This window comes from Pseudomonas oryzihabitans, assembly GCF_001518815.1.
Taxonomy (GTDB): domain Bacteria; phylum Pseudomonadota; class Gammaproteobacteria; order Pseudomonadales; family Pseudomonadaceae; genus Chryseomonas; species Chryseomonas oryzihabitans_E.
This window is the reverse complement of record NZ_CP013987.1, coordinates 1285645-1307057: the sequence shown is the minus strand read 5'-3', so window position 1 is coordinate 1307057 and position 21413 is coordinate 1285645. Positions and strand designations below refer to the sequence as shown.

The 21413-nt window shown below is 67.5% G+C and carries 16 protein-coding genes; 12 read left to right on the top strand and 4 right to left on the bottom strand.

The features are described 5' to 3' along the window. The first annotated feature begins 105 nt into the window (after positions 1–105). The 6 genes from APT59_RS05850 (at position 106) to APT59_RS05825 (ending at position 6506) form a co-directional block, all read left to right on the top strand. Positions 106–1524 (top strand): OprD family outer membrane porin, encoded by a 1419-nt coding sequence (locus tag APT59_RS05850; protein WP_059313999.1) that lies wholly within the window; start codon positions 106–108, stop codon positions 1522–1524. A gap of 360 nt (positions 1525–1884) precedes the next feature. Further along, positions 1885–2895, top strand: a complete 1011-nt coding sequence (locus APT59_RS05845) for an ABC transporter permease subunit (RefSeq protein WP_059313998.1) — start codon at positions 1885–1887, stop codon at positions 2893–2895. 22 nt (positions 2896–2917) lie between these two features. Further along, entirely contained in the window at positions 2918–3829 is a 912-nt protein-coding gene (locus tag APT59_RS05840; protein WP_059313997.1) for an ABC transporter permease subunit, read from the top strand. After that, positions 3826–4857 (top strand): ABC transporter ATP-binding protein, encoded by a 1032-nt coding sequence (locus tag APT59_RS05835; protein ID WP_059313996.1) that lies wholly within the window; start codon positions 3826–3828, stop codon positions 4855–4857. The genes APT59_RS05840 and APT59_RS05835 overlap by 4 nt, the downstream gene beginning before the upstream one ends. Further along, a complete protein-coding gene (locus APT59_RS05830) occupies positions 4844–5854 on the top strand; it encodes a peptide ABC transporter ATP-binding protein (RefSeq protein ID WP_059313995.1) in 1011 nt (336 codons plus the stop codon). The genes APT59_RS05835 and APT59_RS05830 overlap by 14 nt, the downstream gene beginning before the upstream one ends. Positions 5855–6086: 232 nt before the next feature. Next, positions 6087–6506, top strand: coding sequence for a GNAT family acetyltransferase (locus tag APT59_RS05825; protein ID WP_059313994.1), 420 nt, complete (start codon positions 6087–6089; stop codon positions 6504–6506). A 343-nt stretch (positions 6507–6849) separates the two neighbouring features. Here the strand turns inward: APT59_RS05825 and APT59_RS05820 are convergent, their stop codons facing one another. Beyond that, positions 6850–7968, bottom strand: a complete 1119-nt coding sequence (locus APT59_RS05820; protein ID WP_059313993.1) for a hypothetical protein — start codon at positions 7966–7968, stop codon at positions 6850–6852. Between the two features lie 144 nt (positions 7969–8112). Here APT59_RS05820 and APT59_RS05815 point away from each other — a divergent pair, with 144 nt between their 5' ends. The 5 genes from APT59_RS05815 to APT59_RS05795 all read left to right on the top strand — a co-directional run bounded on the left by APT59_RS05815 (position 8113) and on the right by APT59_RS05795 (position 13174). Further along, on the top strand, positions 8113–8418 hold the full coding sequence (locus APT59_RS05815; protein ID WP_059313992.1) for a nucleotide pyrophosphohydrolase: 306 nt from the start codon (positions 8113–8115) through the stop codon (positions 8416–8418). Beyond that, positions 8415–9170, top strand: a complete 756-nt coding sequence (locus tag APT59_RS05810) for a methyltransferase domain-containing protein (protein WP_059313991.1) — start codon at positions 8415–8417, stop codon at positions 9168–9170. The genes APT59_RS05815 and APT59_RS05810 overlap by 4 nt, the downstream gene beginning before the upstream one ends. Before the next feature lie 47 nt (positions 9171–9217). Next, positions 9218–9823, top strand: a complete 606-nt coding sequence (locus tag APT59_RS05805) for a DUF4136 domain-containing protein (protein ID WP_059313990.1) — start codon at positions 9218–9220, stop codon at positions 9821–9823. A gap of 61 nt (positions 9824–9884) precedes the next feature. Further along, positions 9885–10469, top strand: coding sequence for a DUF4136 domain-containing protein (locus tag APT59_RS05800; protein ID WP_059313989.1), 585 nt, complete (start codon positions 9885–9887; stop codon positions 10467–10469). Between the two features lie 161 nt (positions 10470–10630). After that, positions 10631–13174, top strand: a complete 2544-nt coding sequence (locus APT59_RS05795; protein ID WP_059313988.1) for an EAL domain-containing protein — start codon at positions 10631–10633, stop codon at positions 13172–13174. Between the two features lie 4 nt (positions 13175–13178). Here the strand turns inward: APT59_RS05795 and APT59_RS05790 are convergent, their stop codons facing one another. The 3 genes from APT59_RS05790 to nirB all read right to left on the bottom strand — a co-directional run bounded on the left by APT59_RS05790 (position 13179) and on the right by nirB (position 16795). Then, positions 13179–13388, bottom strand: coding sequence for a hypothetical protein (locus APT59_RS05790; protein WP_059313987.1), 210 nt, complete (start codon positions 13386–13388; stop codon positions 13179–13181). A 498-nt stretch (positions 13389–13886) separates the two neighbouring features. Beyond that, entirely contained in the window at positions 13887–14243 is a 357-nt protein-coding gene (gene nirD / locus APT59_RS05785; RefSeq protein WP_059313986.1) for a nitrite reductase small subunit NirD, read from the bottom strand. A 2-nt stretch (positions 14244–14245) separates the two neighbouring features. After that, positions 14246–16795: a nitrite reductase large subunit NirB gene (gene nirB / locus APT59_RS05780; RefSeq protein WP_059313985.1), complete on the bottom strand. Its 2550-nt coding sequence runs from the start codon at positions 16793–16795 to the stop codon at positions 14246–14248. A gap of 582 nt (positions 16796–17377) precedes the next feature. Here nirB and APT59_RS05775 point away from each other — a divergent pair. Then, the gene (locus APT59_RS05775) at positions 17378–21409 is read left to right on the top strand and encodes a bifunctional nitrate reductase/sulfite reductase flavoprotein subunit alpha (RefSeq protein WP_059313984.1); all 4032 of its coding nucleotides are present in this window, start codon (positions 17378–17380) and stop codon (positions 21407–21409) included. Positions 21410–21413 lie beyond the last annotated feature (4 nt).

The following is a 21413-nucleotide window of genomic DNA, read 5'->3' as shown; positions in this document are numbered from 1 at the left end:
GCCCCACGACCTTACCCACCTCGCGCCAGCCTCTGGCGCGACGGGTCCGGTCGTGCCGGAAAACGCCCAGATAACAGCAAAAACAACTGCTTTGGAGCACAACCGATGACCAACCTGCACCGTGGAGGCCTTGCCCTCTCCCTGCTCACCCTGGCGCTGACCGCCCACGCCCAGTCCCCGGCGCCGGAAGATCCCAGCTACGCCAACGAGGTCCAGACCCTGCCCAACGTGCAGAAGCCGGTGAAGGGCCAGGCAGGCGCAAAGGGTTTTCTGGCCGACGACAGCCTGACCCTGACCACGCGCAACTTCTTCGCCCGCGAGACCAGCTCCGATCCGATCTTCAGCTACAGCAAGAACGGCACCCGGGTGCGCACCCATTCGCGCAACACCTGGGTCCAGGCCACGGCGCTCAAGTACAGCTCCGGCTACACCCAGGGCCCGGTGGGCTTCGGCATCGACGTGGCGGGCTACCAGGCCACCAACCTGGAACGCGGCAAGGGCCGCATCGGTGGCGGCGGCAACCGCACCCTGGCCAACGCCGAGGGCGAGGGCCATGCGGAATGGTCCAAGCTGGGCATCGCCGATGCCCGCTTCCGCGTCTCCAACACCGAACTCAAGATCGGCCGTTTCATGCTCGACACCCCGGTGATCAGCTACAACGACAACCGGCCCTTCCCCTCCGGCTTCGACGGCTTCGCGCTGACCAGCGATGAGTGGGACAACCTCTCGCTGCAGGGCGGCAGCTTCACCCGCGTCAGCCCGCGGACCGGCGCCGGCGACGAGAAGTGGACCACCGAGTACGGCACCCGCGAGGTCACCGCCGACCGCCTGAGCTTTCTCGGCGGCAACTACAAGCTGCCCCAGGGCTGGGAAGTCAGCGTCTATGGCGCCAACTTCGAAGACGTCTGGAACCAGTACTTCCTGAGCGTCACCCAGGCCGGCGGCACCCTCGACACCTTCGCCTGGAAGGCGGTGGCCAACGCCTATCGCACCGTCGACGCCGGCAGCGCCAAGGCCGGCAACATCGACAACACCGCCTGGAGCCTGGCGTTCACCGGCAGCCACCAGGCCCACAGCCTGACCCTGGCCTACCAGCAGATCGACGGCAACGAGTACTTCGACTACGCCCACGAGACCGCGGCCATCTACCTGGCCAACTCCCTGGTCTCGGACTACAACGGCCCCAACGAGAAGTCACTGCAGATCCGCTACGAGACTGACTGGAGCTACTTTGGCGTGCCCGGTCTGAGCACCGGCGTCTGGTACGCCAAGGGCTGGGACATCGACGGCACCCACTACGACGCCGGCGCCGGCAAGTACGCCAACTATGCCGAGGTCCTGCAGCAGGATGGCGAGAAGCACCGCGAGATCGGCCTGGTCACCACCTACAAGGTGCAACAGGGCACGCTCAAGGACAGCCGCTTCCGCCTGCTGCTGACCGATCACCGCGCCAGCCAGAACCAGGTCGACGGCAACGTCAAGGAACTGCGCCTGGTGTCCACCCTGCCGTTCAACCTGCTGTGATGACCGAACCCGGCAGATTTCGCGCAGCACCCGGCACTTGGCCGGGATCGCGTGGCGAACACCGGCGAAGCCCTGGCCATGTCGAAGATATCGACGCCCGTGGCAACGTGGTAGTCTGCCGGGTTTGGAGCACTGGTTCAGAGCGCTCTTCGAACCTATTCGTAGGACCGAACGAGCCTGCTGCCCGCAGGTGTCGTTCGTTGCGGACCAGGATGGTCTTTTCAGGGATGAATCCAGGCCCACAAGGTCTGAGAGTCAGATCAAAAGCTCATTAGCTTTTGAGCGCGCTCTCACTTAAAAACGCGGCCGGGCATGTACTCGCGCCGTCTTGATCAGCCTCAAGAGGAGATACCCCCTCCGATGCTCGCCTTCATCGCCCGTCGCTTCGGGCTGCTGATACCGACGTTCTTTGGCGTCACCCTGCTGACCTTCGCCCTGATCCGCCTCATCCCCGGCGATCCGGTGGAAGTCATGATGGGCGAACGCCGCGTCGATCCGCAGATGCACGCCGAAGCCATGCACCGCCTGGGCCTCGACAAGCCCCTGTACCAGCAGTATTTCGACTACATCGGTAATCTCGCCCAGGGCAACCTCGGCGAATCCCTGCGCAGCCGCGTCGGGGTCTGGGACGAATTCCTGACCCTGTTCCCAGCCACCCTGGAGCTTTCGGTGGCGGCCATGCTGTTCGCCACGGTGTTCGGCGTGCTGGCCGGCATCCTCGCCGCCCTGAGGCGCGGCTCCACGGTGGACCACGGGGTGATGGGCGTGGCCCTGACCGGCTACTCCATGCCGATCTTCTGGTGGGGCCTGCTGCTGATCATGCTGTTCTCGGTGCAGCTCGGCTGGACCCCGGTTTCCGGCCGCCTGGACCTGCTCTACGACATTCCGCCGCGCACCGGCTTCATGCTCATCGACACCCTGCTCTCCGACGAACCCGGCGCCTTCATCGACGCCCTCAAGCACCTGATCCTGCCGGCCATCGTGGTGGGGACCATTCCCCTGGCGGTAATCGCCCGCATGACCCGCTCGGCCATGCTCGAAGTCCTGCGCGAAGACTATGTGCGGACCGCCCGGGCCAAGGGCCTGTCGCCGGGGCGCGTGGTCTTCGTCCACGCCCTGCGCAATGCCCTGATTCCGGTCCTGACGGTGCTCGGCCTGCAGGTGGGCAGCCTGCTCTCCGGCGCGGTGCTCACCGAGACCATCTTTTCCTGGCCCGGCATCGGCAAGTGGCTGATCGAGGCCATCGGCGCCCGGGACTACCCGGTGGTGCAGAACGGCATCCTGCTGATCGCCACCCTGGTCATCCTGGTCAATTTCGTCGTGGACATCCTCTACGGCCTGGTCAATCCGCGCATCCGCCACCAGCGTTGATGCGCCCATACGGACAGAGCCTATGACAACGGTAAACACCCCGGCCGCTCAAGACCCGAGCGCCCTCTACCCCTCCCCCTTCAAGGAGTTCTGGCACGCCTTCGCCCGCAACAAGGGCGCCCTGGGCGGGCTGATCTTCATGGTCATCGTGGTCTTCTGCGCGCTCTTCGCGCCCTGGGTCGCACCCCATGCGCCCAGCGAGCAGTTCCGCGACTTCATGCTCACCCCGCCGCTGTGGCTGGACGGTGGCACCAGTCAGTTCCCCCTGGGCACCGACGAGCTGGGCCGTGACCTGCTCAGCCGGCTGATCCATGGTGCCCGGCTGTCGCTGCTGATCGGCCTGGCCTCGGTGGTCTTCTCGCTGATTCCCGGCATCCTGCTCGGACTGATCGCCGGCTTCTCGCCCAACCGCGCCGGTCCGGTGATCATGCGCCTGATGGACATCATGCTGGCGCTGCCCTCGCTGCTGCTGGCCGTGGCCATCGTCGCCATCCTCGGCCCAGGCCTGATCAACACCGTGGTGGCCATCGCCATCGTCTCGCTGCCCTCCTATGTCCGCCTGACCCGCGCCGCGGTGATGGGCGAACTGCACCGCGACTATGTCACCGCCTCGCGGCTGGCGGGCGCCGGTACCCTGCGCCTGATGTTCGTCAGCGTGCTGCCCAACTGCATGGCGCCGCTGATCGTCCAGGCCACCCTGAGCTTCTCCTCGGCGATCCTCGATGCCGCCGCCCTGGGCTTCCTCGGCCTCGGCGTGCAGCCGCCCACCCCCGAGTGGGGCACCATGCTGGCCTCGGCCCGCGACTACATCGAGCGCGCCTGGTGGGTGGTGACCCTGCCGGGTCTCGCCATCCTCTTCACCGTGCTGGCCATCAACCTGATGGGCGACGGCCTGCGCGATGCCCTCGATCCGCGTCTGAAGGTGCAGTCATGAGCCTCCTCGAAATCCAGAACCTCTCGGTCCGCTTCGGCGGCGCCGACGCCCCGCCGGTGGTGGAAGGCCTCGATCTCACGGTGGATCAGGGCGAGATCGTCGCCATCGTCGGTGAATCCGGCTCCGGCAAATCGGTGACCATGATGGCCGTGATGGGCCTGATTGATCACCCTGGCCGTATCACCGCCGACCGCCTGACCTTCGATGGCCAGGACCTGCTCAGCCTCAAGGGTCGCCGTCGGCGTCACCTGATCGGCAAGGAGCTGTCGATGGTGTTCCAGGACCCGATGACGGCGCTCAATCCCAGCTACACCGTGGGCTTCCAGCTGGAAGAAGTGATCCGTCAGCACCTGGGTCTCAAGGGTCGCGCCGCCCGCCAGCGCGCCCTGGAGCTGCTGGAAAAGGTCGAGATCCCGGCCGCGGCCAGTCGCCTCGGCGCCTATCCGCACCAGCTGTCAGGGGGCATGAGCCAGCGCGTCGCCATCGCCATGGCCATCGCCGCCGAGCCGCGCCTGCTGATCGCCGACGAACCCACCACCGCCCTGGACGTGACCATCCAGGCGCAGATCATGGAACTGCTGGTCAACCTGCAGCGTGACGAGGGCATGGGGCTGATCCTCATCACCCACGACCTCGCCGTGGTGGCCGAGACCGCCCAGCGCGTGGTGGTGATGTATGCCGGCCAGGCGGTGGAGAAAGGCGTGGTGCCGACGCTGTTCGACGCGCCCGCCCACCCCTACACCGAAGCCCTGCTCGCGGCCATTCCCGAGCATAGCCAGACGGACCGCCTGCACACCCTGCCCGGCATCGTGCCCGGTCGCTACGACCGGCCGGCCGGCTGCCTGCTCAGCCCGCGCTGCCCCTATGTGCAGCCGCGCTGCCAGGAGCGTCCGGCGCTGGAGCCCTACGACCGCGGAGCGGTGCGCTGCTTCTTCCCGCGCAATGTCGGCCCGGGCGAGGCGCCCGAAGTGCTGCCCGAACATCAACGTCCCAGTCAGCTGCCGGAGGATCGCCATGGCGCCGTCTGAAGCCACCGTCCTCGAAACCCCTGTCACCCAGGGGAACGTGCTCGAAGCCCGTGACCTGACCCAGCACTATCAGCTGTCCCGCGGCCTGTTCAAGGACAACGCCACGGTCAAGGCGCTCAACGGCGTCTCCTTCGACCTCCAGGCCGGACGCACCCTGGCCGTGGTGGGGGAGTCCGGCTGCGGCAAGTCCACCCTGGCCCGCGCCCTGACCCTGATCGAGCAGCCCACTACCGGCAGCCTGGTCATTGGTGGCCAGGACGTCGCCAAGGCCGATGCCGCTCGCCGCAAGGAGCTGCGCCGCGAGGTGCAGATGGTATTCCAGAATCCCTATGCCTCGCTCAATCCGCGGCGCAAGATCGGCGATCAGCTGGCCGAACCGCTGCAGATCAACACCAGCCTCTCGCGCGCTGAAAGACGCGAGAAGGTCCAGGCGATGATGCAGCAGGTGGGGTTGCGACCGGAGCACTACCAGCGCTATCCGCACATGTTCTCCGGCGGCCAGCGCCAGCGCATCGCCGTGGCTCGCGCCATGATGCTGCAGCCCAAGGTGCTGGTGGCGGACGAGCCGACCTCGGCGCTGGACGTCTCCATCCAGGCGCAGGTGCTCAATCTGTTCATGGATCTGCAGCAGCAGTACCGGACCGCCTATGTGTTCATCTCCCACAACCTCTCGGTGGTGCGCCATATCGCCGACGAGGTGATGGTGATGTACCTGGGCTGCATCGTCGAAAAGACCAATCGCGACCTGCTGTTCGAGCGGCCCCTGCATCCCTATACCCAGATGCTGCTGTCGGCCACCCCGAGCCTGCACCCGGATCCGAGCAAGCCGCGCATCCGCATCCAGGGCGAACTGCCCAACCCGCTGGATCCGCCACCCGGTTGCGTCTTCCACCGTCGCTGCCCCTATGCGACGGAGAAGTGCAAGACCGAGGTGCCGGCGCTGCGCAACGTGGAAGCCCGCCAGGTGGCCTGCCACTATGCGGAGAACTTTCTCTAGCGGCTTCTGACGTCTCAATCCCGGCCACGGCAGTCCGCTGATGCGCCCGCTCCTACTGACGCCGTTCCGTAGGAGCAACGCTCTTATCGCGGCCATGGGCCGCTCCTACAGGATGTCAAAACCCGTAGGAGCGGCCCATGGCCGCAATAGCGCCGTCAAAGCCAGCACCCTCCTCGAAGCCCACACCCCCGCCTGTTATCTTTGAGCTCCGCCCCCCCCTGCCGGACTCCCCATGCACATCCGTCCGTTCCAGCCCGCCGACACCGAGGCCGTCGCCAGCCTCTGGCAGGTCTGCGGCCTGACCCGCCCCTGGAACGATCCCTACCGCGACATCCAGCGCAAGCTGGCCGAGCAGCCGGAATTGTTCCTCGTAGGCGAAGTGGACGGCATCCTCATGGCCAGCGCCATGCTCGGCACCGACGGCCATCGCGGCTGGCTCTATTACCTCGCCGTGGCACCGGAGCATCAGCGCCGCGGCCATGCGCGCCGCCTGGTAGAGACCGGCGAACGGCTGCTGATCGAAAGAGGCTGCCCCAAGCTGCAGCTGATGGTACGGCGGGACAACGCGGCGATCATCGGCTTCTATACCGCGCTGGGCTATGCCGAGGCCGAGGTCGTCACCCTGGGCAAGCGGCTGATCGCCGACGAGTAGAGGTGGATGAAGGGCGGCTTTCCGCCGCAAATACCTCATTGCCAGTGGAAAACGCTTTGCGGTTTTCCACGCTAGGGGCTGACGGCGACCGCAGGGTGGGTAACGGCGCAGCCTTACCCACGCGGGACCTTCCTTCCCGGTGGAAACCGCCATGCAGTTCTCCGCGCTACGACCGCTTTTATAGGCTGGACCGAGACAGCTCTATGGTCGAAGCCCAACGGGAGCCTCGTTGGGCTTCGCTGCGCTCAGCGCCAACCTACTGCTGCTTGGTCGACCACCGCGTAGGTTGGATTGAGACGCCTTCATCGTCGAAGCCCAACATTACCCGGCGCCAACCTAGGCCTCAGTGCGGCAGCAATCCCACCCGCGGCCCCGGATGTTTCCGGACTTCGGCGTAGGGCACCAGGGTACCGCCGGGTTCGTCGCAGCTGCGGGCGGCGCGGTAGAAGGTCGGGCCCAGGTAGAGGCCCTTGGGCGTCAGGTACCAGGGGGCGAATTGCCAGACGTCGGCGCTGCGGTAGTCGCAGCCGTCGCCATTGGCCGGCGCCTGCATCAATTCCGGATACAGCCGGGTGAACAGCCGGACCAGCCAGGGTGCCAGGGTCTTTTCCCGATAGTCCGCCAGCGCCTGGGAATAGCGATCGTCCGCCGCCGGCCGGATCGGCGCACCGCGGCCCAGCCAGAGGACATCCTCCAGCGCCAGCTCGCGGCCGCTCTTGAGATCCAGGGTCAGGGGCGCACTGCCGAAATCCGGGTGAGCCGCACCGCTGCAGCTGTATTCGCTGAACAGGTTGACGCTGAGCACCCGCTCGGTGAGCAATTGAGGGGTCACGGTCAGGCTATGGTCGCCGTCACTACCGATGCAGCTCAGGTGAGCATCCACCTCCTGCCAGAGGCGTTCACGCAAGACGCCGTTGGCCGCCTCGCTGGCGCCTTCCACGGTGAACAGCCGCATGCCCGAGACCGGCTCGCGCCACCAGCGCAGGCCGCGGCCCATGAAGGTCTGGCGCTCGCCCTGCACCAGGCTCAGTCCCTGCAGCCGGCGATATTCGTAGGGGTCTTCCTGGCGCAGCTTCTGGCGATAGCTACCCGTGTCCACGGCCTCGGCCAGGTGCAGCGGCGCCAGCGCGATGGGCAGGGTCTTGCCCTCACCATTCCAGGTACCGGTCCAGCGTCCGTCGCTACCTCGGGCCAGTGCCCAGCGGGCCTTGGGTCCGTCCTGCCAGGGCGCCCCCTCCTCCAGCTCAAGCTGGTCGCCCCGCTGCGCCGGACCGCTCAGGCGCAGATCGCGACGATAGCGTTCGTAAAAATAGCGACCATAGGCTTCGTCGTTGGCCGCGGGATCGACGTCCACCACCACCCTGGCTTGCCCCAGGGTGCCCTCCAGCAGCAGCCGTTCGGCATGGGCAGTGCCGGTGATCATGGTCAGGGCCAGCAACAGTCCGGACAGGCGAAATTTCATCAGGTCTCCAGCAGCCAACGTCAGGGGGAGGCCTCAGGGTAGAGCAGTCGGCCTGGGCTGTCGCCGGCCGCCGTCAGCCAGGACACTGCCGTCCGCCGGGCCAGCCATGGGAGAATGGTGGTTTATCGACGCCTCCGGACGCCCATGGACCTCCCTGCCCTGCTCACCCGCCTGCACGCCATCCGCGATGCCAACGCCTGGCGGCGTTATCACAACCCCAAGAACCTGGCGATGGCCGCCAGTGTCGAGATGGCCGAGCTGGTGGAGATCTTCCAGTGGAAGAGCGATGCCGAGGCCCGCGCGCTGAGCGCCACCGAGCGCGAACACGCCGGCCAGGAAATCGCCGACGTGCTGCTCTATCTGCTGCAACTGGGCAGCGAACTGGAGCTGGACGTGGAACAGGCGGTGCTGGCCAAGCTGGCCGACAACGAGAGGCGCTTCCTGCCGTGAGCGATACCTTCTTCGACGACCGCGCCACCCGCTTCGCCGCCAACATCTATGGCGGCACCAAGGGCGCCATCCGCCTGGCCGTGCTGCAGGCGGATCTCGCCGAGGTGCTGCCGCAACGCCCGCTGCGGGTGCTGGACATCGGTGCCGGCCTTGGCCACATGAGTCTTTGGCTGGCCCAGCAGGGTCATGCGGTGACCCTGGCCGAGCCGTCGGCGCCCATGCTCGCCGGCGCCCAGGAGGCCTTCGCGGCCGCCGGCTTGCGGGCCGATTGGCTGGCGCTGCCCTGGCAGGAGTTGCCCGCCTTCGCCGAACCCTTCGACCTGGTGCTCTGCCACGCGGTGCTGGAATGGCTGGAGACGCCCACGGCGATCCTACCGACGCTGCAGCGCTGCCTGGCCACGGACGGCTGGCTGTCCCTGGCCTTCTACAACCGTGACGCCCTGATCTATCGCAATCTGCTCAAGGGCCATTTTCGCAAGCTCAAGCGGGGCGACTATGCGGGCGAGGGTCGCCGTGGTCTCACGCCGCAACAGCCCCTCGATCCGCGCGAGGTCGAGGCCTGGCTGGCGCCGGACTGGCAGATCCAGGCGCGCAGCGGCGTACGGGTCTTTCACGACTATATGCCGCCGGAATTCCAGACCCGTGCCGACGGCGAGGAGCTGGTGGCCATGGAACTGGCCCACCGACGGCACCCGGCTTTCGCGGGCCTGGGGCGCTATCTGCATTGGCTCTGCCAAGCTAAGGCAGGATAACGCCGGGCGCGGTATGCTCTGGCCAGCATTCCTTCGAGGAACCGGTCATGCGTCGCCTCCTGCTCTGCCTCGCGCTGCTCACCCTGGCCGCTTGCCAGAGTCCCAACCCCTATGTCGCCAGCAGCCTGCCAGAGGCCTCGGCGCCGGTATTGCCGCAGCAGGATCCAGCAGCCTATCCAGTGGCGCCCACCGATTGGAGTCGTTATCGCACCTGGCGCTGGGCACCTGGTGCCGCCGTGGTCAGCGGTGGCCTGGATGGCCAGACCGTGCAGCAGGCAGTGGCCGATGGCCTCGACCAGCGCGGCCTGCGGCCGGCACTCGGGGGTGCCCGTGCCGATCTGCAGGTCCGTGCCCGCCTCACCCAGCAGCAGCGCAGCGAGCAGTACACCGACTACTACGACACCAACTATGGCTACGGCGGCTATGGGCCCTACGGTTACGGGCCTGGCTATGGCACCACGGTCGGCCAGGCGCGGACCCGTACCCGCACCTTTTTGGTGGACGTGCTAGAGGTTGAATTGCTCGATCCCACCAGTGGCCGGGTGCTCTGGCATTCGGCCGCCGAACAGGCCACCGGGGGCAACGGCAGCGAACGCGCGCGGACCCTGAGAGACACCACCCGCCGCCTGTTGGCCAACTATCCGCCGAGCTGAGGGGATAAGTCGCCCTTAAGCCAGTCCAAGCAGACTAGTGCGCTCACCCAGAGGTTCGCCCATGAAACGCTGTCTCCTGCTGCTGTCGGTCCTGCTGCTGGCGGCCTGTGCCGAGCGGGGACCCCGCAACCTGGACTATGACGCCAGCCGCGATTTCGCCGCCTATCGCAGCTGGAGCTGGGCCGATCCAGCCATCGAGTACCGACCCAACGATCCCCGGGTGCGCAGCGATCTTACCGAGCAGCGCCTGCGCGACTCGGTCAGCGGCGGCCTCGACCAGCGTGGGCTGCGCCCCGCCGCGACAGGCACGCGGCCAGACCTCAGGATCAAGCTCTATGTGATCCTCGACCAGCGTCAGCAGAGCTACAGCTATGCCGACCCCTACTGGGGTCCGGGCTGGGGTGGCCCTTGGGGCTCCGCCTGGGGCCCGGGCCCCTGGGGACCGAGCTATGTGCGCACCCAGACCGTCACCTATCCGGTGATGACGGTGCAGCTCGACATGCTCGACGGCCGCGATGGCAAGCTGGTCTGGCGTGCTAGCGAAGAACGGCTGCTGGACGACCAGAACGCCACGCCCGCCCAACGCAGTGCCGGCTTTGGCCGCCTGATCAACGAACTGCTGATAGGCTATCCGCCGCGTCCTTGAGCGGTCGACCGTCCGGGCAGCTCAGCGCTGCCCCTGGTCCGATGATGAGCAGACGTCTGTTAGCCAGTCGCCGATAATGGCACCTGGCCAGATATTCCTTGCGCCGTCTTTGGCCACCGCGCAGGAAACCTGACCGTCGTCCAGCGCCGCTCAGGTCCCTCATGTCGTCAACCCCCATCGCCACCCGTCGCAGTCACGCCCTGTTGCTGCGCCTGTTTCCGGTCATTTGCGCCCTGCCGATCCTGCTCGGCATCGGCTGCTACCTGCTGATCAAGACCGCCTCCAGCCAGGACGCCGATGTCCAGCAGCGGGCGCGGACCTATATCACCCGCACCCTGGAGCAGGTGGAAAACGAGATCGGCCATAACATCATCAACTATGCCAAGTGGGGCGAGGCCTACAAGCACCTGCACCTGAAGGTCGATCGCTTCTGGGCCAACGAGGAGCGTAACGTTGGCGACATTCCCTATGAGCTCTATGGCTACAACGGCGTCTTCGTGCTGGATCCCCAGGACCGTACCGTCTATGCCGTGATCGACGGCCAGCCAACGGAGCGCACGGCCGCGCAATGGCTGGAAGGGGATCTCACTGCCCTGCTGGCGGCGACTCGCAAGCGACCTGGAGAAACCGAAAGCCTGGTGCGGATCCTGAGTGTCGGCGGCGTCCCTGCGCTGGTCGCCGCCGCCACCATCACGCCGGGCGCGAGCTATGGCGTCACGCCGGGCGCCGGCGTGCCCTCGGTGATGCTGTTCGTCAATGTGCTCGACCCCGCGACCCTGGCTCATCTCAGCGACACCTACGGGCTGCCGACGCTGCAGGCCTCCCGGCTGCCTCTGCCCGATCATGAATCCCTGCGCCCGCTGGATTCACCGCTGTTGCTCAACTGGCAACCCCCACGGCCCGGCGCCCAGTTGCTGCGCCGGACGCTACCGGTGTTCCTGGCCGGGGTGCTGTTGCTCGGCCTGGTGCTGGCGCTGCTGATCCGCCATGCGCTGAATTCGGCCCGGCAGCTCGACCAGCAGTTCGATGCCCTGGTCGCCAGCCAGACGGAGCTGAGTCGCAGCGAACGCCGCTTTCGCGAGCTCGCCGAGGCGGCCTCCGACTGGCTCTGGGAAAGCGATGCCGAAGGCCGCATCGCCTATCTGTCCGAACGCTTCGCCCGCATCACCGGGCATGCGCCTGGCAGCTGGCTCGGTCGGCCGCTCGCGGAGCTGTTCAGCACCGAGACGACCAGCCTGGCTGACTGGCTCCTGGACAACGCTCGACACCTCGACGAGCGTCAGGTGCTGCGCTGCCATTATCGTGACCGTCTCGGCCATTCCCGGGTCTGCGAAATCACCGCCCGCCCCTTGCCCAAGGGTGCGGGTTTTCGTGGAACCGCCAGTGACATCACCGCCGCGGTCAACGCCCAGGCCGAAATCGAGCACCTGTCGCAACACGACAGCCTGACCGGGCTGGCGAACCGGTTGCAGTTGCAGCACTACCTGGCCGCTCAACTGGCGCAACCCAGCACGCCGCTCACCCTGCTCAGTCTGGACCTGGATCGCTTCAAACCGATCAACGACAGCCTCGGCCACGCCGCCGGTGATCGGGTGCTGCAGGAAATCGCCCGTCGTCTGCAAGCCAGCCTGAGGCCCGGCGGCCTGGTGGCGCGGCTGGGCGGCGATGAATTCATCGTGGTGCTGCTCGGTCACCTGGATGCCACGACGGTCGACCAGATCTGTGCCCGGCTGGTAACCGCCATCGCCCGGCCGATCCTGCTGGAAGAGCAGACCGTCAGCGTCGGGACCAGCATCGGCATCGCCCAGGCCCCGGGCCAGGCCGACCAGGTCGAGGAATTGCTGCGGCTGGCCGACATCGCGCTCTACCAGGCCAAGGCCGCGGGCCGCAACGGCTGGTGCTTTCATGCGCCGGCCATGGACGCCGAGCTCAGCCAGCGTCGTGACCTGGAACAGGAACTGCGCCAGGCGCTGGCGCGTGACCAGTTGCGCCTAAGCTACCTGCCCCGCCGGAGCGTCGCCGATGGCGCCCTGTGCGGCGTTGAGGTCCAGGTGCAGTGGGCCCACCCGGTACGCGGACTGTTGCCCCCGGACGCCTTTTTGCCCCTGGCCGAAGAGCTCGGCCTTGGCGCTTCCCTGGGGCTCTGGCTGCTGGAGGGCGCCTGTCGCAGCGCGGCTACCTGGCCCCTGCCGCTGAAGCTGGTGGTCAGTCTGTCGCCACGCCAATTCGCCGCTGCCGGGGAGCTGCTGGAGGCGGTCGCCCAGACCGTGCAGGCGACTGGCCTGGCAGCGGAACGACTGGAGCTGCAGCTTCCGGACACGCTGCTACATGCCGACTGTGATCAGCAACTGGACCACCTTCAAGCGCTCAAGGCGCTGGGGGTGCGTCTGAGCCTGGCCGACTTCGGCAGGGGTCTCACCGCCTTCGAGGCACTGCGCCAGCCGTGGCTGGACGGCATCAGCCTCGATAGCCGCGTGATCACCCACCTGGAACGTCAGCACGCCGACGCGGCTATCGCACAAGCCCTGATCGGCCTCGGACGAACCTTGGGCCTCAAGGTGGCGGCGACGGACGTCGAGACGCCAGGCCAGTTGCATTGGCTGCAGGCGCAGCACTGCGATGAAGTCCAGGGCGCGCTGGTCGGCCACGCCCTGTCTGCCAGCGAGCTGACGGCGCTGCTGGACACGGAGCTACGGGCTGGTTGACCGTCTAGAGGCGCTCCAGCCACCCCAGATCACCGCCACGGGCCGGCACCGGATAGCAGCCATAGGGCGCATAGCCGTGGGTGCAGACCGGATCGGCGCGCAAGGCGGGTTCGCCCACCGGTTGCGCGCGCCAGCCTTCCAGCAGGGCCACGGCGGCCAGGGCCAGCAGCAGGGTGATGAACAGTGCGGAGCGAAGGGTTCTTGTCAGGCGCATGGTGGTCTCCCGCGGGGCGATTGCCAGGCTCGGGCGGATAGCGTCCCCGCTCCTTGAGTATCGTCCCGTCCGAGGGTTTCCGCCTGCCTGGACCGGCACCTATCGCGCAACACTGCACTGCCGGGTGTGCAACAGTCAGTCGCAGTAGTGATCACCCGGACAAGGCTGCGCCGTTGTCCAGGCTACGCGAATAGCTCCGCCCCACTCCGTACCGCCCCCTATCTCTCCGGGAGAGGGTTGGGGTGAGTGTCACTTGGTATCGCGTCAGCTATTCCCGGACAAGGCTGCGCCGTTGTCCAGGCTACGCCAATAGCTCCGCGCCACGCCGTACCGCCCCCTCTCCCTCCGGGAGAGGGTTGGGGTGAGGGATCACCTAGCATCGCGGTAGCCATTCCCAGACAAGGCTGCGCCGTTGTCCAGGCTACGCCAATAGCTCCGCGCCGCGCCGTACCGCCCCCTCTCCCTTCGGGAGAGGGTTGGGGTGAGGGCCAAGCCGCCTCAGGCGATCTCCACCCGCTCCCCGTTCAACCGTACCGCCCAGGTGGGCAGCGCCTGCTCGGGATACTCCAGGCAGCCGCCATCCGCCAGGCGGAAATGCTGCTTGTACAGTGGCGAGGCGATCACCAGATCCTGGCCCAGCTGGCCGACGATGCCACGGCCGATGACGTTGGCACCGGACTTGGGATCGCGGTTGCCCACGGCAAAGACCTTCTGCTCGGTATCGGGCAGGTAGAACAGCGCCACCTGCTCGCCCTCGTGCAGGGCCACCACGCCGGACTGGGGCACCAGGTCGGCCAGGCTGCACAGGGGTTGCCAGGTGGGTTGCAGGGCGCGGGCGGTATTGGTCTGGGTCATGGTCAAACCTCCTCGGTAACGGCGATGAGCTGAAGTTCGTGGTGACGCGCCGGTCGGCGCTGGCCACGTTCCTTGACGAAGTGAATGTCCGGGTCGTTGCCGCGCTGGTTGACGAATGTACGGAAGCGCTTGAGCTTGTCGGGATCGTTCAGGGCGTTGGCCCATTCGCATTCGTAGCGATCCACCACCAGCTGCATCTGGGCTTCCAGCTCGGCGCCAAGGCCCAGGCTGTCTTCGATGATCACCTGCTTGAGATAGTCGAGGCCGCCCTCCAGGGATTCGCGCCACACCGAGGTGCGCTGCAGGCGGTCGGCGGTGCGGATGTAGAACATCAGCAGGCGGTCGATGTAGCGGATCAGGGTTTCGTCATCCAGGTCGGTGGCGAACAGCTCGGCATGCCGCGGCCGCATGCCGCCATTGCCGCAAACATAGAGATTCCAGCCGTTCTCGGTGGCGATCACGCCGATGTCCTTGCTCTGCGCCTCGGCGCATTCGCGGGTGCAGCCGCTCACCGCGAATTTGAGCTTGTGCGGGGCACGCAGGCCCTTGTAGCGGTGCTCGATGTCCAGCGCCATCTTGACGCTGTCCTGCACCCCGTAGCGGCACCAGGTACTGCCCACGCAGCTCTTCACCGTGCGGGTCGACTTGCCGTAGGCATGACCGGTCTCGAAGCCGGCGGCGATCAGTTCGCCCCAGATGTCCGGCAGCTCGTGCAACTGGGCGCCGAAGAGATCGATGCGCTGGCCGCCGGTGATCTTGGTGTAGAGGTCGTATTTCTTCGCCACCTGGCCGATGGCGATCAGGCCTTCCGGGCTGATCTCGCCGCCCGGGATGCGTGGCACCACCGAATAGGTGCCGTTCTTCTGCATGTTGGCCATGAAGGTGTCGTTGGTGTCCTGCAGCGGCACCAGGTGCGGAGCTGTGATGGGCGCGTTCCAGCAGGAAGCCAGGACGTTGGCTACCGCCGGCTTGCAGATGTCGCAACCATGCTGGCCGTGGCCGTGGCGCGCCAGCAGCTCGTCGAAACTCTGGATGCCTTCCACCCGCACCAGGTGATAGAGCTCCTGGCGGGTATGGGCGAAGTGTTCGCAGAGACTCTTGTCGACCTCGACGCCCCGGGCGACCAGCTCGTGCTCGAACACCTGCTTGACCAGGGCCGCGCAGCCGCCGCAACCGGTGGCGGCCTTGGTGCAGCTCTTGATGCCGGCGAGATCGGTGCATCCGGCGTCGATGGCGGCGCAGACCGCGCCCTTGGTGACGTTGTGGCAGGAGCAGAGGGTGGCGGTGGCCGGCAAGGCGTCGGCACCCAGGGTCGGGGCGCCCTCGCCCACCGGCATGATCAGGCTGGCCGGATCCTGGGGCAGCGGGATGCCGTTCTGGGCGTATTGCAGCAGGGTGTCGTAGTAGCTGTTGTCGCCCACCAGCACGGCGCCGAGGACGTGCTTACCATCGGCGGAGACCACCAGGCGACGGTAGCTGGCGCTGGCTTCGTCGATGTAGCGATAGCTGCGCGCGCCGGGGGTGGCGCCGTGGGCATCACCGATGGAGCCCACGTCCACGCCCAGCAGCTTGAGCTTGGTGGACATGTCGGCGCCGGTGAAGGGCGTGCCCTGGCCGTGGCAGAGGGTGGCGGATACCAGGCGCGCCATCTGGTAGCCCGGCGCGACCAGGCCGAAGACGCTGCCATTCCAGGCGGCGCACTCGCCAATGGCGTGGATGAAGGGATCGCTGGTCAGGCAGCCGTTATCCACCGCCACCCCGCCGCGGGGGCCGAGTTCCAGGCCGCAGCTGCGGGCCAGGGCGTCCTGGGGCCGGATGCCGGCGGAAAACAGGATCAGGTCGGTCTCGAGGAAATCCTCGCCGGCGAAGTTCATGCGGTAGCGGTACTCGCTGCCGGCGGTGATGTTCTGGGTGGCCTTGGACAGGTGCACGCCCACGCCCAGGTCTTCGATGCGCTGGCGTAAGGCGGCGCCGCCCAGGTCGTCCAGCTGCACCGGCATCAGCCGTGGGGCGAATTCCACCACATGGGCTTCCAGGCCCAGAGACTTCAGGGCATTGGCCGCCTCTAGCCCTAGCAGGCCGCCGCCCACCACCACGCCGCGGCGCGCCCTGGCGGCGGCCAGGCGGATGGTGTCCAGGTCGTCCAGGGTGCGATAGACCAGGCGCGAGTCGCCTTCGGCGCCCTCGATGGGCGGCACGAAGGGATAGGAGCCGGTGGCCAGCACCAGGCGGTCGTAGCCAAAGGTACCTGCGGACGTCAGTACCTCGCGCTGCTCGCGGTCGATGGCGGTCACCGCGCAGCCCAGGTGCAGCACCAGGCCGGGCACGGCATAGAGGCCGGCTTCGCTCATGGCCAGGGATTCGGCGTCGCGACCGGCGAAGTACTCGGAGAGGTGTACCCGATCATAGGCGCGCTGACGTTCTTCGCCGAAGACGTGGATCTCGTAGTGGTCCAAGGCGCCGGCCGCCAGCAGCTGCTCGACGAGGTGATGGCCGACCATGCCGTTGCCGACGACGATCAGGCGTTCTTTGCGGGTCACGATGCTGTTCATGGAGGCTATCCCCCGGCCGAGGCCAATCAGGTTGATTCGCGGCAAATAAAAAGGCGCCTGAAACCTTGCGGTCTCAGGCGCCTTTGCCTGTTCTGGTAGGGAGGAGCGCCAGGCGCTGCTCCGTGCCCGTCGCCTGCAGTGGCTGTCGATCGCCGTTGATCGACCGGGCGACCCGAATGGACGGGTCTGCCAAGGCTTTTGCATCGGCTGTGCCAGTTTCGCCTGATGGCCTATATATCCGCAGCTGGCGCGGCCTGTAGCCGGCAAAGGGGACTGCCGCCCACGTTCCGGATGCGTGCCAGCCGGAACCACAACGGTGCAGGGCAAGGCCTGCCTGCCCCGTCACGGCGCACCTCGACCGAGAGGGAAGCGACCTCGATCAGCGCCGCTGGCACCCCGCCAGACCAGCAGTGATGCGCTCCCCGAGCGCGCCGGACCGAGCTGGCGCGAGCCTTGCTAAATCCCCGGCATGGAGCGGTCAACGCCGATCGCTTCCTTTCACGACAAAGGCGCCGTGTTCGCCTCCCTCCGGGGAGCGCGACCGGCGCCTTTTCGCTTTCTGGTTTTCGAAGGATCCTTGCCATGGCCACTACCCACATCAAGAGCGTCTGCCCCTACTGCGGCGTCGGCTGCGGGATGGTCATGCAGGTGGAAGACGGCCGGGTCATCAAGGTCAGCGGCGATCGCGACCACCCCGCCAATCGCGGCCGCCTCTGCACCAAGGGCAGCACCAGCCACCAGGCGCTGGTGGACAGCGGGCGCATGGCGCAGGCCTATGTCCGCCATGACCGCTCTCACCAACCGGTGCAGACCGGGCTGGACCAGGCCATCGCCGCCACCGCCGAACGGCTGCGCGCCATCCTCGACCGCGACGGACCGGACGCCATCGCCTTCTATGTGTCCGGGCAGATGTCGCTAGAGGCCCAGTACCTGGCGAGCAAGCTGGCCCGCGGCTTCATCGGCACCAACCAGCTCGAATCCAACTCCCGACTGTGCATGGCCAGTGCCGGCACCGGCTACAAGCTGTCCCTTGGCGCCGACGGTCCGCCCGGCTCCTACGACGACCTCGACCGCGCCGACCTCTTCCTCGTCAGCGGCGCCAACATGGCCGACTGTCATCCCATCCTCTTCCTGCGCCTACTGGATCGGGTCAAGCGCGGCGCCAAGCTGATCGTGATAGATCCGCGGCGCACCGCCACCGCCGAGAAGGCCGATCTCTTCCTGCAACTGCGCCCCGGCAGCGACCTGCTGTTGCTCAACGGTCTGCTGCATCTGCTGTACGCCGAGGGCCATCTGGACGAAGCCTTTATCGCCGCCCATACCGAAGGTTGGGCGGCCATGCCCGATTTTCTCGCCGACTACACCCCGGCACGGGTGGCCGCGGGGACCGGGCTGACCGAGGCGGACATCCGTACCGCGGCACGCTGGATCGGCGAGGCCGGCGAATGGACCAGCCTCTGGACCATGGGCCTGAACCAGAGCACCCACGGCACCTGGAGCACCAACGCCCTGTGCAACCTGCACCTGGCCACCGGCAAGATCTGCCGCCCCGGCAGCGGCCCCTTCTCCCTCACCGGCCAGCCCAACGCCATGGGCGGGCGCGAGATGGGCTACATGGGCCCCGGCCTGCCTGGCCAGCGCAGCCTGCTGTCGACTACCGACCGCACCTTCGTCGAGCGGGCCTGGGGCATCCCCGAGGGCACCCTGCACACCCGCCTCGGCCAGGGTACCGTCGCCCTGTTCGAGGACCTGGCCACCGGTAAGGTGAAGGCCTGCTGGATCATCTGCACCAACCCGGTGGCCAGCGTGGCCAATCGCGAGACGGTCGTCCGCGGTCTGCAGGCCGCCGAGCTGGTGATCACCCAGGACGCCTTTCTCGACACCGAGACCAACCCGTACGCCGACATCCTGCTGCCCGGCGCGCTCTGGGCCGAGGCCGACGGGGTGATGATCAATTCCGAGCGTAACCTGACCCTGGCGCCCCAGGCCGTCACCCCGCCCGGCGAGGCCCGCGCCGACTGGCGGATCATCGCCGACGTGGCCTGCGCCCTGGGTTATGGCGAGCACTTCAGCTATGCCTCGGCCGCCGAGGTGTTCGACGAGATCCGGCAATTCCACAACCCCCAGACCGGCTATGACATTCGCGGCGCCAGTCATGCCCGGCTGCGCGAGACGCCGCTGCAATGGCCCTGCCCCAGCGCAGAGAGCGACCCGCGCCAGCCGATCCGCTATCGCAACGATGGCCGCAGCCAGACCCTGCGCCTGGACGCCACCGGCGAACCGACCGCCCTCAACTTCGCCACCCCGAGCGGCAAGGCGCAATTCTTCGCCCGCCCGCACCTGGAGCCGGCGGAACTGCCCGATGCCGACTACCCCTTCGTGCTCAATACCGGCCGCCTGCAGCACCAGTGGCACACCCTGACCAAGACCGGCAAGATCGCCGCCCTCAACCGCCTCAACCCCGCCCCGTTCATCGAGGTACATCCCCAGGATGCCGAAGCCCTGGGCCTGGCGGACGGCGACCGGCTGGAAATCACCTCCCGTCGTGGCCGTGCCGTGTTGCCGGTAACCCTTAGCGACCGGGTCCAGCCCGGCAACTGCTTCGCGCCCTTTCACTGGGCCGACGTCCAGGGCAGCGACCTGGCCATCAATGCCGTCACCAGCGACGCCGTCGATCCGCTCTCGCTGCAACCGGAGCTCAAGGTCTGCGCCGTGCGCCTGACTCGCGTCGCCACCATTCCCCACCGCCAGCTGCCGGTTGACGAGCCCGTCGCCGAGAGCAGCCGCCAGCCCGCCCTGGCGCGCCTGGCCGAGCTCACCGGGGTCGCGACCGCGGTACGGCCCCAGCTCAGCGCGGCCGAGCGCACCTACCTGGCAGGCTTCATGGACGGTCTGCGCGACGGCGCGACCCAGGGCGTGCCCTGCCTGCCGGCCCAGGCGCCGCTGGCCGCCGACACCCGCCTCTGGCTCGACGGCCTGCTCGCCGGCTTGTTCAGCCGCCTACCGGAAAGCCAGGCCGCCGGCCTGGCCCTGGCCCCCACCGCGCCGGCCGATCTGGTAGTGCTCTGGGCGTCCCAGACCGGCAACGCCGAAGCCCTGGCCGAGCGCTGCGTCGCCCGCCTGTGCCAGGCCGGTCTCAGCGTGGAACTGCACGACATGGCCGCCTATGCCGTGGAACGCCTGACCGGTGCCCGCCGCCTGCTGCTGGTCAGCAGCACCTTTGGCGACGGCGAGGCGCCGGACAACGGCCAGGCCTTCTGGCAGGGCCTCAGTCGCCTCGACGCCTCCCTGGCCGAACTGGACTACGCCGTGCTGGCCCTGGGCGATTCCACCTACGAGCAATTCTGCGGCCACGGCCAGCGCCTCGACACCCGCCTGGCCGAACTCGGCGCTCGCCGCCTGTGCCCGCGCCTGGACTGCGACGCCGATGGTCTCGACGGCGCCGATGCCTGGCTGGCCAGGCTGCAAGAGCAACTGGCGCCCCATACCACCAGCGTGTCCGTCACCGCCCCGACCACGCCCAATCGCCCGGTGCCAGTCCCGGCGCGGCTGGTCATCAACCGCAGACTCAACAGCGCCGGATCCAACAAGGAGGTGCGGCTGTGCGGGTTCGAATCCGATCAGCCCCTGGCCTACGAGGCCGGCGACGCCTTGAGCGTGAGGGCGCGCAACTGCCCGGAGCTGGTCGAGGAGATCCTCACCCTCGCCGGTCTGGACGGCGAACAGCCGGTCGCCGTGCCAAAAGTCGGGGAGTTGTCACTGCGTCAGGCCCTGGGCGAGCACTACGAGATCGCCCGCCCCAACCCCGAGACCCTGGCGCTGATCGCCGAGCGCAGCGGCAGTGACGATTGCCGCGCCCTGCTGAACGACCGCGACGAATTCAAGCGCTGGCTCTGGGGCCGGCAACTGGCCGATGTGCTGGCCCGCTTTCCCGCCCGCCACGATGCCCGCGAGTTGCTCGGCAGCCTCAAGCGCCTGCAGCCGCGCCTCTACTCCATCGCCTCCAGCCCCCTGGCCCATGCTGGCCAGGTGCACCTCACCGTCTCGGCGGTGCGCTACGGTAAGCGCAAGGGCGTGGCCTCCAGCTTTCTCGCCGACCGCCTGGGCGAGGCCGCCACCGAGGTGCATATCCAGTCCTCGCGTCATTTCCGCCTGCCGGACCAGAGCGACGTCCCGCTGATCATGATCGGCCCCGGCACCGGCATCGCCCCCTTCCGCGGCTTTCTCCACGAGCGCCGCGCCCGGGGCGACCAGGGGCGCAACTGGCTGTTCTTCGGCGAACAGCACGCCGCCCACGACTTCTACTACCGCGACGAGCTGGAAGCCTTCCAGCGTGATGGCCTGCTGAGCGAACTCAGCCTGGCCTTCTCCCGCGACCAGGCCGAGAAGGTCTATGTGCAGGATCGGCTGCGCGAACGCGGCGCCGAAGTCTGGCGCTGGCTGCAGGACGGCGCCCGCGTCTATGTCTGCGGCGACGCCAGCCGCATGGCCAAGGACGTGGACCAGGCCCTGCGCCAGGTGGTGGCGACCCACGGCCACCTCAGCGACGAGGCAGCCGCTGACTATGTGCGCGGGATGAGCGAACAGAAGCGCTATCTGAAGGACGTCTACTAGCGTC

What these genes read in the sequence shown, in the direction of transcription:
- APT59_RS05850 (WP_059313999.1), top strand. Translation starts at nt 106, where the DNA reads ATGACCAACCTGCACCGTGGAGGCCTTGCCCTCTCCCTGCTCACCCTG.
- APT59_RS05845 (WP_059313998.1), top strand. Translation starts at nt 1,885, where the DNA reads ATGCTCGCCTTCATCGCCCGTCGCTTCGGGCTGCTGATACCGACGTTC.
- APT59_RS05840 (WP_059313997.1), top strand. Translation starts at nt 2,918, where the DNA reads ATGACAACGGTAAACACCCCGGCCGCTCAAGACCCGAGCGCCCTCTAC.
- APT59_RS05835 (WP_059313996.1), top strand. Translation starts at nt 3,826, where the DNA reads ATGAGCCTCCTCGAAATCCAGAACCTCTCGGTCCGCTTCGGCGGCGCC.
- APT59_RS05830 (WP_059313995.1), top strand. Translation starts at nt 4,844, where the DNA reads ATGGCGCCGTCTGAAGCCACCGTCCTCGAAACCCCTGTCACCCAGGGG.
- APT59_RS05825 (WP_059313994.1), top strand. Translation starts at nt 6,087, where the DNA reads ATGCACATCCGTCCGTTCCAGCCCGCCGACACCGAGGCCGTCGCCAGC.
- APT59_RS05820 (WP_059313993.1), bottom strand. Translation starts at nt 7,968, where the DNA reads ATGAAATTTCGCCTGTCCGGACTGTTGCTGGCCCTGACCATGATCACC.
- APT59_RS05815 (WP_059313992.1), top strand. Translation starts at nt 8,113, where the DNA reads ATGGACCTCCCTGCCCTGCTCACCCGCCTGCACGCCATCCGCGATGCC.
- APT59_RS05805 (WP_059313990.1), top strand. Translation starts at nt 9,218, where the DNA reads ATGCGTCGCCTCCTGCTCTGCCTCGCGCTGCTCACCCTGGCCGCTTGC.
- APT59_RS05800 (WP_059313989.1), top strand. Translation starts at nt 9,885, where the DNA reads ATGAAACGCTGTCTCCTGCTGCTGTCGGTCCTGCTGCTGGCGGCCTGT.
- APT59_RS05795 (WP_059313988.1), top strand. Translation starts at nt 10,631, where the DNA reads ATGTCGTCAACCCCCATCGCCACCCGTCGCAGTCACGCCCTGTTGCTG.
- APT59_RS05790 (WP_059313987.1), bottom strand. Translation starts at nt 13,388, where the DNA reads ATGCGCCTGACAAGAACCCTTCGCTCCGCACTGTTCATCACCCTGCTG.
- nirD (WP_059313986.1), bottom strand. Translation starts at nt 14,243, where the DNA reads ATGACCCAGACCAATACCGCCCGCGCCCTGCAACCCACCTGGCAACCC.
- nirB (WP_059313985.1), bottom strand. Translation starts at nt 16,795, where the DNA reads ATGAACAGCATCGTGACCCGCAAAGAACGCCTGATCGTCGTCGGCAAC.
- APT59_RS05775 (WP_059313984.1), top strand. Translation starts at nt 17,378, where the DNA reads ATGGCCACTACCCACATCAAGAGCGTCTGCCCCTACTGCGGCGTCGGC.